Source organism: Nonomuraea candida, from assembly GCF_000725485.1.
Taxonomy (GTDB): domain Bacteria; phylum Actinomycetota; class Actinomycetes; order Streptosporangiales; family Streptosporangiaceae; genus Nonomuraea; species Nonomuraea candida.
On record NZ_JOAG01000025.1, the window covers coordinates 1 to 14,369 of the forward strand.

At 73.9% G+C, this 14,369-nt stretch carries 15 protein-coding genes; 6 read left to right on the forward strand and 9 right to left on the reverse strand.

Translation table 11 applies throughout. The features are described 5' to 3' along the window. Nucleotides 1-690 precede the first annotated feature (690 nt). The gene (locus IO39_RS23630) at nucleotides 691-1,068 is read left to right on the forward strand and encodes a hypothetical protein (protein ID WP_043627258.1); all 378 of its coding nucleotides are present in this window, start codon (nucleotides 691-693) and stop codon (nucleotides 1,066-1,068) included. Between the two features lie 363 nt (nucleotides 1,069-1,431). Here IO39_RS23630 and IO39_RS23635 read toward each other — a convergent pair whose 3' ends face one another. Then, nucleotides 1,432-2,502 carry a TetR/AcrR family transcriptional regulator gene (locus tag IO39_RS23635; RefSeq protein WP_043627262.1) on the reverse strand — a complete coding sequence of 357 codons (1,071 nt, stop codon included), beginning with the start codon at nucleotides 2,500-2,502 and terminating at the stop codon, nucleotides 1,432-1,434. An 81-nt stretch (nucleotides 2,503-2,583) separates the two neighbouring features. On the opposite strand from IO39_RS23635, the gene IO39_RS23640 reads away from it, so the two are divergent. Beyond that, on the forward strand, nucleotides 2,584-3,762 hold the full coding sequence (locus IO39_RS23640; RefSeq protein WP_043627264.1) for a cytochrome P450 family protein: 1,179 nt from the start codon (nucleotides 2,584-2,586) through the stop codon (nucleotides 3,760-3,762). 161 nt (nucleotides 3,763-3,923) lie between these two features. Here the strand turns inward: IO39_RS23640 and IO39_RS23645 are convergent, their stop codons facing one another. The 6 genes from IO39_RS23645 to IO39_RS23670 form a co-directional block, all read right to left on the reverse strand. Next, a complete protein-coding gene (locus IO39_RS23645) occupies nucleotides 3,924-4,673 on the reverse strand; it encodes an NAD-dependent epimerase/dehydratase family protein (RefSeq protein WP_169789105.1) in 750 nt (249 codons plus the stop codon). Between the two features lie 202 nt (nucleotides 4,674-4,875). Then, complete coding sequence (locus IO39_RS23650; RefSeq protein ID WP_439331481.1) at nucleotides 4,876-5,871, reverse strand: pentapeptide repeat-containing protein; 996 nt, start codon at nucleotides 5,869-5,871, stop codon at nucleotides 4,876-4,878. A 231-nt stretch (nucleotides 5,872-6,102) separates the two neighbouring features. Continuing rightward, the gene (gene uppS / locus IO39_RS23655) at nucleotides 6,103-6,879 is read right to left on the reverse strand and encodes a polyprenyl diphosphate synthase (protein WP_043627267.1); all 777 of its coding nucleotides are present in this window, start codon (nucleotides 6,877-6,879) and stop codon (nucleotides 6,103-6,105) included. Nucleotides 6,880-7,056: 177 nt separating this feature from the next. Then, nucleotides 7,057-7,668: a LysE family translocator gene (locus IO39_RS23660; protein WP_043627268.1), complete on the reverse strand. Its 612-nt coding sequence runs from the start codon at nucleotides 7,666-7,668 to the stop codon at nucleotides 7,057-7,059. Between the two features lie 91 nt (nucleotides 7,669-7,759). Beyond that, nucleotides 7,760-8,734 (reverse strand): small ribosomal subunit Rsm22 family protein, encoded by a 975-nt coding sequence (locus IO39_RS23665; protein ID WP_043627270.1) that lies wholly within the window; start codon nucleotides 8,732-8,734, stop codon nucleotides 7,760-7,762. 678 nt (nucleotides 8,735-9,412) lie between these two features. After that, complete coding sequence (locus IO39_RS23670) at nucleotides 9,413-9,988, reverse strand: TetR/AcrR family transcriptional regulator (protein WP_043627416.1); 576 nt, start codon at nucleotides 9,986-9,988, stop codon at nucleotides 9,413-9,415. Nucleotides 9,989-10,063: 75 nt separating this feature from the next. Here IO39_RS23670 and IO39_RS23675 point away from each other — a divergent pair, with 75 nt between their 5' ends. From IO39_RS23675 to IO39_RS23690, 4 genes are all read left to right on the forward strand, one after another. Continuing rightward, nucleotides 10,064-11,068, forward strand: a complete 1,005-nt coding sequence (locus IO39_RS23675) for a DsbA family protein (protein ID WP_043627272.1) — start codon at nucleotides 10,064-10,066, stop codon at nucleotides 11,066-11,068. 140 nt (nucleotides 11,069-11,208) lie between these two features. Further along, nucleotides 11,209-12,072 (forward strand): alpha/beta fold hydrolase, encoded by an 864-nt coding sequence (locus IO39_RS23680; RefSeq protein WP_043627275.1) that lies wholly within the window; start codon nucleotides 11,209-11,211, stop codon nucleotides 12,070-12,072. Between the two features lie 137 nt (nucleotides 12,073-12,209). Further along, on the forward strand, nucleotides 12,210-12,500 hold the full coding sequence (locus IO39_RS23685; RefSeq protein ID WP_043627278.1) for a hypothetical protein: 291 nt from the start codon (nucleotides 12,210-12,212) through the stop codon (nucleotides 12,498-12,500). A 153-nt stretch (nucleotides 12,501-12,653) separates the two neighbouring features. Beyond that, nucleotides 12,654-13,493, forward strand: a complete 840-nt coding sequence (locus IO39_RS23690; RefSeq protein ID WP_043627280.1) for a TetR/AcrR family transcriptional regulator — start codon at nucleotides 12,654-12,656, stop codon at nucleotides 13,491-13,493. Here IO39_RS23690 and IO39_RS23695 read toward each other — a convergent pair. Both IO39_RS23695 and IO39_RS23700 read right to left on the reverse strand, forming a co-directional pair. Then, the gene (locus IO39_RS23695; protein WP_043627282.1) at nucleotides 13,480-13,830 is read right to left on the reverse strand and encodes a DUF4180 domain-containing protein; all 351 of its coding nucleotides are present in this window, start codon (nucleotides 13,828-13,830) and stop codon (nucleotides 13,480-13,482) included. The two genes, IO39_RS23690 and IO39_RS23695, sit on opposite strands and share 14 nt — an antisense overlap. Nucleotides 13,831-13,927: 97 nt before the next feature. Further along, nucleotides 13,928-14,332 carry a helix-turn-helix domain-containing protein gene (locus tag IO39_RS23700; RefSeq protein WP_043627285.1) on the reverse strand — a complete coding sequence of 135 codons (405 nt, stop codon included), beginning with the start codon at nucleotides 14,330-14,332 and terminating at the stop codon, nucleotides 13,928-13,930. Nucleotides 14,333-14,369 lie beyond the last annotated feature (37 nt).

Below are 14,369 nucleotides of genomic sequence, written 5' to 3' on the forward strand. Positions count from 1 at the left end.
CATCACCGCGGGCAAGGCCGACATCAGCGGCATGCCGGCGGAGCTGCGCCCGCTGCTGAAGGCCGCCTTCCAGCGCAACCCGGCCAAGCGGCCCAAGGCGGCCGAGCTGGCCGAGCAGACCGCACGGATGCTGCCCCATCCGCCGTCAAGCAGCACGCACAGCCAGATCCCGACGAGGCCGCGCCCGGCCCCGCCGCCTCTGGGGAAGGCCGATAAACTGTCGGACGACGTCCCGACGCGGCGGGTGACGCCTGACCCCATGCTCGAGGGTCAGGGTCTGCACAACCAGGGTGACCCGTGGTCTCCCCGTAGGGTGATGCCCGAGGAAAGCGCCAGGATCGCCCCTACCCCTCCGAACCGGTCGCAAGCCAACCACGAGTACGTGTCGCCCGCCCTGTACCTGCGACCGCTTTCAGAGGCATCGAGCGACCCCGCTAAGGCGTCTCCACCGCAACACTCCTCCATTACCCCAGCCCGCGCTGAGGACGTTGCAGGTTCCGCCCGAAGGTCCCGATGGTGGCGGGCCTTCGTGGACGGGCTCTCGCGGGTGCTCACGCCATACTCGCGGCCGCGTCGCGCTCTCGACAGGCCGCCCGCAGCAGAACGCATCATCGCCCGGTTCAACGCGGTGTACACCATGCTGGGCGACCCGCCTCCGCCCCCTCGAACCGAACCAGGCAGGGATCGTCCATGACCGCGAGCGAGCCGGAAACCGCCGTCGCGACAGCGGCGACGGAGAACGGGACCGGTGCCACACCGGCTCTCCTGAACGACATCATCTCCCGGGCCGAGGCCTGGGAGAAGATCAAGCCTGGGACGCTAGACCGGGTCATCACGCTCATCGTGGAGGCAGAGCAGCGTGACAACAAACAGTATTGGGCGGAGTTCTGGCTCCGTGCCGCCGGCATGGTGAGCGGGCTCGTGTTCGTCCTGCTGTTGTGCCTCCTCGCCAAGTACTTCGTCGACAAAGGGGCGCCCACACAGGCGGCAGCATTGTTCGGGGTAGGGGCGGGCTCGATGCTCACCGCGTTCGTCACCCAGCATGTACGAGGACGCAAGGAACGATGAACGCATCAGTTCCACCGGCTCACCTCAGACCACTGGGTCAGGACTGCCGGTTTTGCGATTGTTTCGTATCGATCGTCCCGCCGTAATCCCTTTTCGGTCTCCAACGTGCTGGTGGGGGGCGACGTTCAGTGTGCGCGCGGACGGGAAGGGCCGTCCGCGGCGTCGGCCGGCTCTCCGCGGCACCGCGGTCGCCTGACCCGCGACCGACGGGCGGTAGACCACCGGCGTGAACGCCGCCCATAGCTTGGACAGCCCGTCCCCGCCCGCCGGTTCCATCGAGTGCGGAACCGGCCGCACCGGCATCACCGGGCCGGGCGTCCGCCCAGGTCACGGCCGCCCGGCCGGCCGGAACCCGGTGCCGGGTCAGGGCGCGGAGGCGGCGGCGTGGCAGGCGCCGTACCCTTCGGCGCGGCGGACGACGCGGCCCGAGCGCACCCGGAGCGCGACCTCCGTGCCGTCGCGCGCCTCGGTCACCCCGGCCGCCGCCGCGAGCGCGCCCGACTCGTCGTACACCACCCGCAGCCGCGGCCACGCCGGTCGCGGGAACGCCTGCCGCAGGCAGGTGACCACCTCGGCGATCACCAGCCGGGCCAGCGGCAGCAGCTCCCTGGGCGCGCCGGTGACCACGACGGCGGTGACCTCCGCCTCCGGGGGCGCGGCGCGTACCGCCTCCTCGGCGGCCGAGAGCCGGTGCAGCCCGAGCACCGCCACCACCCCGTCGCGCTCCAGCGGTGCGGGCCCGCCACCGACCGCGTCGATCGCGCCGGACGGCGGTGACCAGGGCTCGTCGAGATCATGCACGCGCGGCCGCAGCGGCGCCGCCGCCCACCGGTCGCCGAGGTCGAGGCCGGCGAGCTGCTCGCACACCCGGATCAGGTTGAACGGCTCCACGAACCCCGGCGCCGCCGCCGAGAGCTGCCCGGCCCCCTGGAGGACGGTGAGCACGGCCTCGGCCAGCCGCACCAGCCGCCCGCCGGGCTCCGCGGAGGGCCGCAGCCGCTCCATGGCCAGCCCGAGCAGGACCGCGTTGAGCCCCATGAGCTGCGCGTACGCCTTCCGGGTGACCTCGTCGGCGAGGATCTCGGTCATCAGGTGCATGCCGAGCAGGCCGGGCCCGCGCTCGTCGTCGGTGGCCAGCGGCAGCCGGGTCGCCCACGCCCGTGCCAGCCCTCCGAGCGCCTCGCGCACGGTGAGCGCGGGCTCCTCGGGGACGGTCACGGGGACGCGCTCGGCGCGGTCGGCCAGGACGGCGAAGTAGAGGGCCCGTTTGCCGGGGAAGTTGGAGTAGACGGCCCCGCGCGTGAGCTCGGCGCGGTCGGCGATGTCGTCGATCTTCGCGTCCCGGAATCCGCGTTCGGCGAACTCCTCCCTGGCCGCGGCCAGCACTTTCGCGCGGTTGCGCTCCTGGGCCTCCGCTCTGGTGAGCCGGACCAAGCGTCCTCCTCGTTGCCGTGCGCTCCGTAACCAAGATACCGTGAACATTCAGATGATGCGATCATTTGAAATGGAGCGGCCATGACCGAGGTGCCGGAGATCGAACTGACCGACCCGGCGGTGCTGCGCGACCCGCACGCCGCGTACGCCCTGGCCAGGGAGCGCTCGCCGGTGGCGCGGCTGGCGGTGCCGGGCTTCCCGATGTGGGCCGTGACCCGGTACGAGGAGGCCAGGGCGACGCTGGCCGATCCGCGCATGGAGATCGGCCCGGCCAGCTTCCTGCGGCCCGAGGTGCCCGAGCACTGCCTGCCGTACATGCGCACGATGTCGGAGATGAACGGCCCCGAGCACGCCCGCCTGCGCAGGCTGGTCGCGCCCGCGTTCACGCCGCGCAGCGCCGCAGCGTTCGCGCCCCGGATCGAGCGCGTCGTCGAGCGGCTGCTCGACGAGCTGCCGCGGCACGAGCCGGTGGACCTGCTGGCCGATTTCGCCCGGCCGCTGCCGATGGAGGTGATCTGCGAGCTGGTCGGCATCCCGGCCGCCGACCGGTCACGCTGGCGCGAGTACGGCGCCGCCATCGTGGCGGGCCACGGCGAGGGCTTCGCGGCGGCCATCCCCGCGATCATCGAGGCCGCCGGGGCCGCGGTCGCCCGGGGCAGGGCGGAGCCGGCCGACGACCTGGTCTCCCACCTGGCCCGCGTCCAGGAGGAGGACGGCGACCGGCTCTCCGACCAGGAGCTGGTCACCATGGTGTGGCTGCTCGTCCTGGCCGGGCAGACGCCGTCCAACCTCATCGCCGGGGCCGTGGCCACCCTGCTCGACCACCCCGCCCAGCTCGCCCTGCTGCGCGACGACCCCGGCCTCATGCCGCGCGCCGTGGAGGAGCTGGCGCGCTGGGCGCCGTCGCAGCCGCTGACGGTGCCCCGGTTCGCCACCGAGGACGTCGAGATCGGCGGCGTGCCCATCCCCAAGGGCGAGCCGGTCACCGTGTCGATCGCCGCGGCCAACCGGGACCCGCGGGCGTTCGACGAGCCCGACACGTTCGACCTCACGCGGGAGCCGGTCGCGCATCTGGGGTTCGCCCACGGGCCGCACTTCTGCCTGGGGGCGTCGCTGGCCCGTACGGAGATCGGCGTCGCGCTCGGGGTCCTGCTGCGCCGCTTCCCGGAGCTGACGCCTGCCGGGGAGATCGCGTACGTGCCCGACCCGAGGACCAGGCGACTGGGCAGCCTGCCGGTGATCCTGCAGCCGGCGGGCTGAGGCGCCCGGCAGACTGAGACGGCCGGGACTGAGGCGCCCGGCGGGCCGAGGCGCCCGGCAGTCTGAGGCGGCCGGGGGCTGAGGCGGCCGGGGGCTGAGACGGCCGGGGCCGGGCAGGCGCTGCCGGGCATCGCGGCCCGGGAGCGGCGCGGGAAGTCCGGCTAAGGGGTGTCGGGGCCGACGAACATGCGGCAGACGGGCACCGTGGGCGGGCCGGCCGTGGCGGCGTACGCCTCGCTGTCGTCCCTGGGCTCGTAGCCGAGCTTCCTGGCCGAGGTCAGGTCCCAGTGCCGCCGGGTGTTGGCCGACATGCCGAAGTGCACGCTCCAGCCGGGCCCCGCGCCCAGCGCGGCCAGCATCAGCGCGCCCACGTCGCGGTCCGACAGCCACATGCCCAGGTAGCGCGCCTCGTCCAGGGGGTAGCCGGTCGCGCCCAGGCGCAGGCAGACCACGGAGGCGCCGGTCAGCTCCGCGTGCAGCCGGCCGAGGGCCTCGACGATCGTCTTGCTCAGGCCGTACGCGCAGCAGGGACGCGGCTCCCACGCCGGGTCCACCGGGCGGTGCTCGGGCCGGTTGTACTCGCCCATCACGTGCACCGTGCTGGCCAGGACGACGTGCGGCACCTCCCGCGCGGCGGCGGCGTCCAAGACGCGGCGGGTGAGCGCCACGTTGGCGCGGTAGACCTGCTCCCAGGTCGCGGCGGTGCGCGGGTCGGCCGCCAGGTGCACCAGCCCGGCCGCTCCCGCCAGCGCCTCCTCTGCCACGCCCGGCGCGGCCAGGTCGGCGATCAGCACCTCCTCGCCGGGCAGCGGCTCTCCCGCCGCCCGGTCGACCACCCGCAGCGGGTACGCCTCCCGCAACGCGGGCCTGACCAGCCTGCCCACCCGGCCGAACCCACCGGTGATCACCACGGGCCCCATGCCGCACCCCCGTTCCCGCCGTTCTGCCCCGACCGTATGCCGCCGCACCAGCGGTGATAAGTCCCGTTTTCCGGGTCCGAGGGACGGGCCCGGCGACGGCAGGCAGGACACGGCGACAAACCCTGCCGTGGCAGGCGGGACACGGTGGCGGAGCCGGGGCGGCCAGGGCGGCAGGCGCGGCCCGGCGATGAGGTCAGCGGCGGCGGCCCGTGCCGCGGGTGCGGCGGCCGTTGCCCGACCGGCCGTTGCCTGACCGCCCGTTGCCCGACGGGCCGTTGCCGGATCGCCCGCCGGGCGGCTGGTCGGCGCGGGACGGGCGGTTTCGGGAGGCGGTCTTTCCCGCGCCGTCCGCCCAGTGCGCGGGACGGGCGAGGGTGGCGGGCAGGCGGGTGGCGGTGTCGCCGGCGGCGGCGTTGAGCTGGGCCTGGGTGAGGAAGATCGCGTCGGTGAGGTCGGCGCCCGACAGGTCGGCGCCGCGCAGGTCGGCCCCGATGAGGTCCGCCCGCCGCAGGTCCGCACCCCGCAGGTCGGCCCCGATGAGATACGCGCCGCGCAGGTTGGCCCCACGCAGATCGGCCCCCTTCAGCCGGGCGCCGATCAGGTCGGCCCCCCGGCGCTCCTTGCCGTCCAGCCCGGCCCGCGCCAGCTCGCTCGCGCGCAGCAGCAGCGTGTTGACCTCGGCCCGGTGGGCGGCCACGTCGAGCCGCTCCAGCGCGTCGGCGCTCTGCCGGGTCATCTGCTCGGTCTCGGCCAGGGCCGACCGCAGCGCGTCGTGGACCGGCCGGGCGGCCTCCAGCGTCAGCGCCTCGGCGAGATACCACAGCAGCTCGTGGAGCTGGCGCATGACGGGGAAGACGGTGTACATCTGCCGGGCGGTCTGCGGCGCCTCCCGCCAGCTCCGGCCCTCGAACGTGACCTGCGAGACCTTCTGCCCTGCCCCGAAGCAGTCGAACACCGTGCACCCGGGGAACCCGCTCTCCCTGAGCCGGGTGTGGATGGAGCAGCGGAAGTCGTCGCGCAGGTTGTGGCAGGGCCGGCCGGCGTCCTTGTCCGTGGCGAAGTCGGCCGAGGCCGAGAACGGCAGCGCGACACAGCACAGCCCGAAACAGCTCTCGCAGTCGGACAGCAGGCCGAGCTCTCGGGGGTTCGTCACGGGCACGTGGCCGGTCTCCTTCGTCAGATGGCGCACGCCAAGGGTACCTACTGATCGGCGTACGGCACCGCCGCGTACGGCACCGCCGCGTACGGGCGGGGCGGCCCGGCCGCGGCGCGAGAGGCGGCCCCGGCGCGAATGACGGTTCCGGCGCGCACGACCCGGACGGCCCGGCGGAAACGACCCGCACGCCGGGCACGTCCCGGACGGCACCAGCGGGCAGCGCCCGGACGGCTTCGGCGGGAGGCGGGCGCGGGGATCGCGGGGTCAGCCGCCGTAGCGGCGCTGGCGGGCGGCGAAGCTGCGCAGCGCGCGCAGGAAGTCGATCTCGCGGAAGGCCGGCCAGTACGCCTCGCAGAAGTACAGCTCGGAGTAGGCGGACTGCCAGAGCAGGAAGTTCGACATGCGCTGCTCGCCGCTGGTCCTGATGACCAGGTCGGGGTCGGGCTGCCCGGCCGTGTAGAGGTGGCGGGCGACGTCGTCCATGGTGAGCGACGAGGCCAGCTCCACCATGGACTGGCCGGCCTCGGCCCGCTCGTAGAGCAGCTCGCGCAGGGCCTCGATGACCTCCTGGCGGCCGCCGTACCCGATGGCCAGGGTCAGGTGGAAGCCGGTGTCGCAGGTGCGGGTGGCCTCGACGACGTTCTTGAGCGCGTGGGCGGTGGTGTCGGGCAGGAGGTCGAGCAGCCCGGCCACGTGCACGCGCCAGAGGGCGTCGGGGCGGTCGAGGCGGTCGGCCGCCATCTGCTCGATCACCTGCAGCAGGAAGGCCACCTCCTCGTCGCCGCGGCGCTGCAGGTTCTCCGTCGAGCACAGGAACACCGTGACGTGCTGGATGCCCAGTCCCTCGCACCAGGCCAGCACGTGTTCGATGTGCTCGGCGCCGTACTTGTGGCCGAGGCTCGGGTTGGCCATGCCCATCTGCCTGGCCCAGCGCCGGTTGCCGTCGGTGATGAGACCGACGTGGCGGGGCAGGGGGCCCGCCACGACCTGGCGGCGCAGGCGGCGGGCGTAAAGGGAATGGAGGAGGCGAGTCGTCTTCACCCTCCAAGGATGGCGCGGACGGCGCCGCGGAATCCGATCTTTCCCGATATCCGCGCGGAACCTCGCCTCACCCGTCCCGCCGCGCGGCCCCGGGGCACCCGATCAGCCGCGGCCCAGCCCGGGGTCACCCACCGCCCGACGCCGCTCAGCGGCCGGCCGGGGCGCCGACACGCGGGGTCATCGGTCGGTCAGGGCCAGCTTGGCGCCGAGGGCCACGAAGGACGCGCCGAATCCGCGCCGCATCCAGGTCAGCACCCGGGGACGGGAGATCACCTGGTTCCTGACGGCCGCCGCGAACAGGCCGTACCCCGCGAAGACCACGAACGTCAGCACCATGAACACGGCGCTCAGCTCCAGCATGCGGGCCAGCGCGGCCGGCTCGCCGGCGCTGACGAACTGCGGCAGGAACGCGAAGAAGAAGATCGACAGCTTCGGGTTGAGGATGTTGACGAGCACGCCGTCGGCGATCACCCGCGCCGCCGGGCGCGGCTCGGCCGCCCCCTCGACCTGGAGCGCGCCGCGTTCGCGCAGAGTGTTCCAGGCCATGTAGAGCAGGTACGCCACGCCCGCGTACTTGAGCACCTCGAAGGCGACGGCGCTGGTGTGCAGGAGGGCCGCCAGGCCGGTGACGGCGGCGGCCATGTGCGGCACGATGCCGAGCGTGCAGCCGAACGCGGCCACCACGCCCGCCCTGCCGCCCCGGGTCAGCCCGGCCGCCAGCGTGTAGAGCATCCCGGTGCCGGGGGTGATGACGATGACGAGCGAGGTCAGCAGGAACTCGATGCTCACGGCGGCGGTCCTTCGGGGGTGACGGGAAGGGGGAGTGGCGTGCCCCGGCAGCCAACCACTCCCCCGCCTTCTATGTCAACACAGATTGGGTTTAGTCGGCGGCCGGCCAGTCGTCGCCCCACTCCACGTCCCTGGCCAGCCGGTAGAGCTCGCCCTGGCGCTTGGAGACGATCACGTCGCGCAGCTCGTCGCCGTCCGTGCACAGGCGCAGGGAGACCACGCCCTTGCGCTTCTGCGGGTGACGCAGGACGCGGGCGGCCGGGCGGGGCCGGGGCTCGGCGGCGGCGGCCACGTACGAGAACTTCTCGTCCTCGAAGCTGAGCGTGCCCGCCTTGATGCGGCGGTGCAGGGAGGTCCTGGGCAGGCGTACGGAGAAGTGGCACCAGTCCCGCCCCGGCCGGATGGGGCACGGGCCGTCGTGCGGGCAGGGGGCCAGGACGGTCATGCCCCGGCCGGCCAGGACCTCGCGGGCGGCGGCGACGGTGGCGTACCCGGCGGGGGTGCCGGGCTCGATGATGATCACCATGGCGGCGTCCTCGGCCAGCCGGCCGACCACGGCGGGGCGGTCGGCCTCGGGGAGCTCGCCCAGGGCGTACGACATGGTGACCAGGTCGGCGGCGGGCGGGTCGAGGGCGGCGCCGATCGACGCCTGCCGCCAGGTCGTGCCGGCCAGCGCCCGCGAGCCGCGGGCCAGGCGGCGGCCCAGGTCGATGATGTGCGGGTCGTGCTCGACGACGGTCACCTTCTCGACCGACGGCCACACCTCGGCCGCGGCCCAGATCGCCGCCCCGGTGCCGCCGCCGGCGTCGAAGTGGCTGCGCGGCTCGAAGCCGGGGGCCAGCGCCGCCGCCCGGCGCATGGCGGTCGCCGCGGCGGCGTAGGTGGCGGGCATGCGGTAGGCGGCGTACGCGGCGATGTCGGCGCGCGATCGCAGGTGGTTGCCGCCGGTGGAGACGCCCGCCGTACGGTAGCGCTCGGTCAGCCGGGTCACGGCCTCGGCCAGCTCCTGCGGCGAGAAGCGGGCCACGGCCTGGTCGAGGGCGGTTCTGAGGTCATCGGGGAGCATCGCTGGGTTCACCTGACGTGGAGGGAAAGGGGAAGGGGGCGCGGCTTTCTCGCGGCACGCCGAGCGTGGGAGCGCCGGTGGATGAGGGGAAGGGCGGCGGGCAGGCCGCCATGGTGACGTCGTCACGGAGGCGGGACGCGGCCGGCCCGTCACGGAGGCGGGACTCGGCCGGCCCGCCATGGAGGCGGGGCGCGGCCGGGGCGTCACGGAGTCGGGACGCGGCCGGGGCCGTCCGCAACCCGATGAAGCCCGCGCCGGAGGGCGCGGACATGGGGGCAGGCAAAAGGGCTCCTCGAAGGAAGGGGGAAACGGTCGGTTACGCGAGCGACCGCTTCGGGCGAGGAGCATTCGCCGCGCCGGTACGAACCCGACGGCGACCGGCTACAGCGTGCGGCGCCCTCGCCGGGAAGCGGCGGTGCGGACCTTGGCGAGGCGCATGCGGACCCCCATCGATCACGAGACGACAACCGGGGACATTATCCGCCATGCGGCTCCCCGAACACCACGCCACCCCTCCGAACGCCCTCTTGCTGCCCGCACACCCCTCCTCATGAAGCCCGCACACCCTCTTGGACGCCGCACACCCCCGTGGACGCCGCACGCTCTCTTCAGGCGCGTGCGCCCCCCTTGAAGCCCGCGCGCCGCCGCTCCTGCAGGGCCGTTCTGCGGGCCGGGCGGTCAGGGGGCGGACCGGCAGGCGGCGCGGAAGAGCCGCCAGAACGCCAGTGCCGCCTCCTCCGCGCGGTCCCCGCCCTCCCCCGCCGCCCAGTGGGCGAGCACGCCGACGAGGGCGCCCGCCAGGTAGGCGGCGTGCACGTCCACCGGCACGTCCTCCCACCCGGGCGGCCGGCGGCCGCCGGCGAAGCGGCCGGTCAGCTCGGCGGTGAGCCGCTCGCGCATCCGGGCGGCGAAGCGGGCGCTGCCGTGGGGGCCGAGCATGCGCGCGTACACGGTGGCGTTGGCGGAGACGTGCTCGAACAGCTCGGCCAGCGGATCGGGGGCCCGGTCGCGGGGGGCGTCGAGGGGGCACAGGGCGGCGGCCCTGGCGACGGCGGCGACGGCGTCCTCCATGGCGTCGGTGACCAGCGAGTCGACGTCGGGGTAGTGCAGGTAGACCGTCGCCCGGTTCACCTCCGCGCGCCTGGCCAGCGCGGACATGGTGATGGTGGCGAGCTCCTGCTCCGCGGCCAGCTCCAGCACGGCCGCCTTGAGCCGGGCCCGGGTGCGCTGGGCGCGCGGATCGTCCGAGTTCACGCCGATCACTATACGACATCCATTGCTTATGCGACACATGTTGACTAATCGACAACTGTCGCATACGGTGGCGGCATGAGAATCGAGATCTGGGCGGATGTCGTCTGCGGGTGGGCCCACATCGGCAAGCGGCGGCTGGAGAAGGCGCTCGCGTCCTGGGAGGGCGAGCCGATCGAGGTGGTCTGGCGGCCGTACCAGATCGATCCGTCCGCGCCCGCGAAGGCGACGCCGATGGCGGGGCTGCTGCTCGACCCGATGGTCGACGAGGCGCTGCGCACCTGCTCGCCCGGGCTGTCCCCGGCGGAGAACCGGGAGCGGGTGGCCGGCGTGGCAGCCGCCGAGGGGCTCGGGCCGCAGTGGGGCCCGGAGTGGCGGGCCAGCACCCTGGAGGCGCACCGGCTGATCGCGCTGGCCTACGAGAAGGGCGGCGCGGCGTTGCAGGACCGGGTGGTGGAGCGGGTGCTGCGGGCGCATTTCGTGGACGTCGAGGACATCAGCGACCTGGCCGTGCTGACCGCGATCGCCGAGGAGGCGGGGCTGGCCGAGGAGGCGGGCTACGCGGGGCCGCCCGACCCGGCCAGGCAGACGCTGCCGGGGGCCGGCCTGGTGCGCGAGCTGCTGCTGGTGGGGAAGGCCAAGGGGGTGCGGACGTCGCCGACGATCGTGGCCAACGGCCTGGCGCTGGAGGGCGCGCAGCCGCCGGAGACGATCAGGGAGTTCCTGGCGGACGCGAGCCGGCGCACGCCCCGCGAGCTGCCGGGAGAGGTGGAGCGGCTGCGGCACGCCGAGTCGCTGCTCGACCGGCGCGACCCCCTCGGCGCGCTGACGCTGCTGCGCCCCCTGATGGACGCGCACGGGGACGATCGTGGCGTGCGGATGGTGGCGGCGCGGGCGTACTTCGCCTCGGCCCAGCTCAACCGGGCGCGGGTGGCGCTGGAGTCGCTGGTGGCGCAGTCGCCGGACGACTCCTACGCCCGGCACCTGCTCGGGCGCACGCTGCAGCGCCAGGGCAGGCACGAGGAGGCCGCCTCCCACCTCACCCTGGCCGCCGTCATGACCCCCGACTACGCGACCGGCTGACACCTCACCACGCGTGCGAGCGTCCCGGCCCGCGCCCCCGGGCCGGGACGCCGCGAGATCGGGGGCCCGCCGCACGCCGGGGGCTGTGCTCGTGGCGAACGGAGGGCTCGTCCGGCCGTTCCGGCCGTTAGCGTGCGGGCATGCCGATCATGGACGAGTTGAAGATCGCGTACGACGAGGCCGGGCCCGCGGCGCCGGCGGGCACGGTCGTGCTCGTGCACGCGGGCGTGGCCGACATGCGCATGTGGGAGCACCAGTTCCGCGCCCTGTCCGGGCACTACCGCGTGATCCGCTACGACTGGCGCGGCCGTGGCCTGTCCGGTGACGCCGAGGGCGAGGTGTGCCACCACGAAGACCTGCTCGCCGTCATGGACGCGCTCGACGTGCCGCGGGCGGCGCTGGCGGGCTGCTCGATGGGCGGCGCGTACGCCGTCGAGGCCGCCCTCGCCGCCCCCGGCCGGGTCGCCGGGCTCGCCCTGGTCTCCTCCGGGCTGACCGGCCACCAGTGGCCGCGGGAGATGCTGGAGCAGGCGGCCGCGCGGGTGCACTCCTCGGTGCCGCCGGACCGCCTGGCCCGCTACCGCGCGGGCGAGGCCGATCACGTGGACCCGGCCGACGTGCGCGCGATGGCGGAGGCCCACACGGCCTGGCAGGTCGCGGGCCCGGACCGGGCGCGCGAGTCGCTCCCGGCCGAGGTGTGGGAGGCGGCCGTGGAGATGTGCGCGCTGGTGTTCGAGCGCTCCTGGAGCGGCCCCCGGCCCTCCGAGCGCCACCTCGACCCGCCCGCGGCCGGCCGCCTGGGCGAGGTCGCCGCGCCCACGCTGGTGATCAACGGCCTGTCCGACGTGCCGGGCATCCAGGAGGTGTCGGGCCTGCTCGCGGCCGGCATCCCCGGGGCCCGCCGCGTCGACCTGCCGGAGACCGGCCACCTGCCGCCCCTGGAGCGCCCGGAGCGGGTGACGCGGGAGCTGGCGGCGTTCCTGCGGGAGGTCTTCGGCCTCTGACGGGCCTGCCGGATGGCCGCGAGTTTGCCGGCCGGCGGGATTCTGTTGATCGAACTCGGGTGTGGCGCAGCGTTCCCGCCACAAGATCGCTACGTATAGTGATGGCCGATGTCACTTCGTGATTACAGGGGGAGATCATGAGAAGTAGCCTCATCGCCGCCGGAGGCGCGCTGCTCGCCGCGGCCGCGCTGTTCGGATCAGCCGGCTCTGCGGCCGCCGACATCGGGAGGGACTGGGACCACTGGAACGAGCAGTACCCCGGCCACTGTGACCTCGGCCTGAACGACGACACCACCTACCACCACGTCACGAAGCACGGAGTCTTCGCCGGCACCCGCGACGCCGACAGTTGCAAGGAGCAGGAGAAGAAGGAAGTCGGAGGCAACCACTACGGCGACTGGGAGGAGAAGGGCTCCGGAGACGACTGACGGGCCCGACTCCCGCCGACCGCCTGCCCGGTAGCCTCCGGGCCAGGCAACGGAACTGCCGCCGTCCGGGCTCAGACCCGGACGGCGGCAGTCGTCTTCTCGGTGACTGATATTCTTATGGCGTAAAGAAATGTCCGGGACGGGAGTTCCGCGTTGGTCGTCTTCGCCGGTCAGGGTGACGCGCGACGGTCGATGGCGCTGCTGTGGCGCGGCGGCGACCCGGGCGAGGAGCGTCCCGGCGAGACGCGGCCGGGCCCCAAACCGGGGCTGAGCGTGGACGTGATCGTGGAGACCGCGATCGAGGTGGCCGACCGCGAGGGCATGGCGGCGCTGTCCATGCGCAAGGTCGGCGAACGGCTGGGCCGCTCGGGCATGGCGCTGTACACGTACGTGCCGAGCAAGGGCGAGCTGATCGACCTCATGTACGACCGCGTCCTGGCCGAGCTGCCCGCCGCCTACGACGTGAGCGCCGGCTGGCGGGCGGCCGTGACGTCGTGGGCCGCGCACACCCTGGAGTTCTACCTGCGTCACCCGTGGGTGCTGCAGGTCTCGCAGGCGCGGCCGGTGCTGGGGCCCAACGAGTTCGCCGTGCTGGAGGGCGTGGTGGGCATCCTGCGCGGCACCGGGCTCGGGCCGCGCCGGGTGCGCGGGGTGGTGGCGCTGCTGTTCGACTTCGTCCGCGGTGCGGCCAAGAGCGTCTCCGAGTCGCGCCAGGCCCCTTCGGCGACCGGGGTGTCCGACGAGGAGTGGTGGCAGGTGCGCTCGCACCTGCTGGAGGAGGTGGCGCCGGGGTTCGCCGCCCGCTACCCGATGGTGTCGTGGGTGGAGTCGCAGGACGGCGAGCCCGAGGAGCCCGACGAGCCTGACGGGTCCGCCGGGCTCCTCGGGCTCGACGCGTGCGAGCCCTACCTCGGGCAGCGGGTCGGCGAGACGTTCGCCATCGGCCTGAGCGTGCTGCTCGACGGCATCGAGGCGGCCGTCAAGGCGAGCTGACCGCGAGGCGGGAGCGCAGCTCGGCCTCGTCGCGGACGAACCAGAGCTGCCCGCCCCGGTTGGCCTCGGTCACCCAGGCGTTCAGCGCGGTGCTGCCGGCGGTGCGGGAGGAGACGTCGCCGACGATGGCCAGGCCGATGCGGTAGTTGGCGAACTTCTGGGTGATCTCCCCCGCCACACCGCTGCGCAGCGCGAAGAAGTCGTCGGGCAGCCGCCCGGCGGGCACGGCCACCCAGTTCGCGCCCGCCGACCAGGCCTCGCCGATCAGGTCGAGCACGTCGGCGGTCGTGCGCAGGGGCTCGCCGTGCGGGTCGCACACGAGGACGTTGTCAGGCATGGGCGCTCTCCAGAACGTTCTTGATCTTCGCGGTCTTCATTTCACGCCGGGGCCTTCGCGTGGCGGGCCGCACGGTCACTCCCGCACCGGGGCACGGTCACTCCCGCACCAGGGCGTCGACCATCCGCAGCACCTGGGCGCTCTCCTCCAGCCCGCCCAGCACGATGACCTTGAGGTGCGCGCGTCCCTCGTCGTAGACGAACTCCACGCGCAGCCCGCTCGGCTGGCTCGCCAGCGCGCCCATGACCATGGCGCTGACCCGGTCCATCTCTCCTCTGGAGATGCCCTCGACCTGCACGATGCTCGACGCCTCGGCATGGCGGGGACGCTCGGGCGCGGCCCCGGCCGGCAGGCCGGCGAAGGCCGCGAGGTCCTCCCTGGCGATCCGGTACTGCTTGCCGATCCGCACGGCGGGCAGCCTGCCGTCGCGCACGTAGTTACGCACGGTCTTGACGTGCAGCCCCAGCAGCTCGGCCACCTGCTCCACGGTGTATTGCTCCATATCGCTCCCCATTATGGGCCATGAAAGGGAGTGATAG

Excerpts from the sequence above, each read along its gene's own strand:
- IO39_RS23630 (WP_043627258.1), top strand. The coding sequence starts at position 691 with ATGACCGCGAGCGAGCCGGAAACCGCCGTCGCGACAGCGGCGACGGAG.
- IO39_RS23640 (WP_043627264.1), top strand. The coding sequence starts at position 2,584 with ATGACCGAGGTGCCGGAGATCGAACTGACCGACCCGGCGGTGCTGCGC.
- IO39_RS23665 (WP_043627270.1), bottom strand. The coding sequence starts at position 8,734 with ATGCTCCCCGATGACCTCAGAACCGCCCTCGACCAGGCCGTGGCCCGC.
- IO39_RS23675 (WP_043627272.1), top strand. The coding sequence starts at position 10,064 with ATGAGAATCGAGATCTGGGCGGATGTCGTCTGCGGGTGGGCCCACATC.
- IO39_RS23680 (WP_043627275.1), top strand. The coding sequence starts at position 11,209 with ATGCCGATCATGGACGAGTTGAAGATCGCGTACGACGAGGCCGGGCCC.
- IO39_RS23685 (WP_043627278.1), top strand. The coding sequence starts at position 12,210 with ATGAGAAGTAGCCTCATCGCCGCCGGAGGCGCGCTGCTCGCCGCGGCC.
- IO39_RS23695 (WP_043627282.1), bottom strand. The coding sequence starts at position 13,830 with ATGCCTGACAACGTCCTCGTGTGCGACCCGCACGGCGAGCCCCTGCGC.
- IO39_RS23700 (WP_043627285.1), bottom strand. The coding sequence starts at position 14,332 with ATGGAGCAATACACCGTGGAGCAGGTGGCCGAGCTGCTGGGGCTGCAC.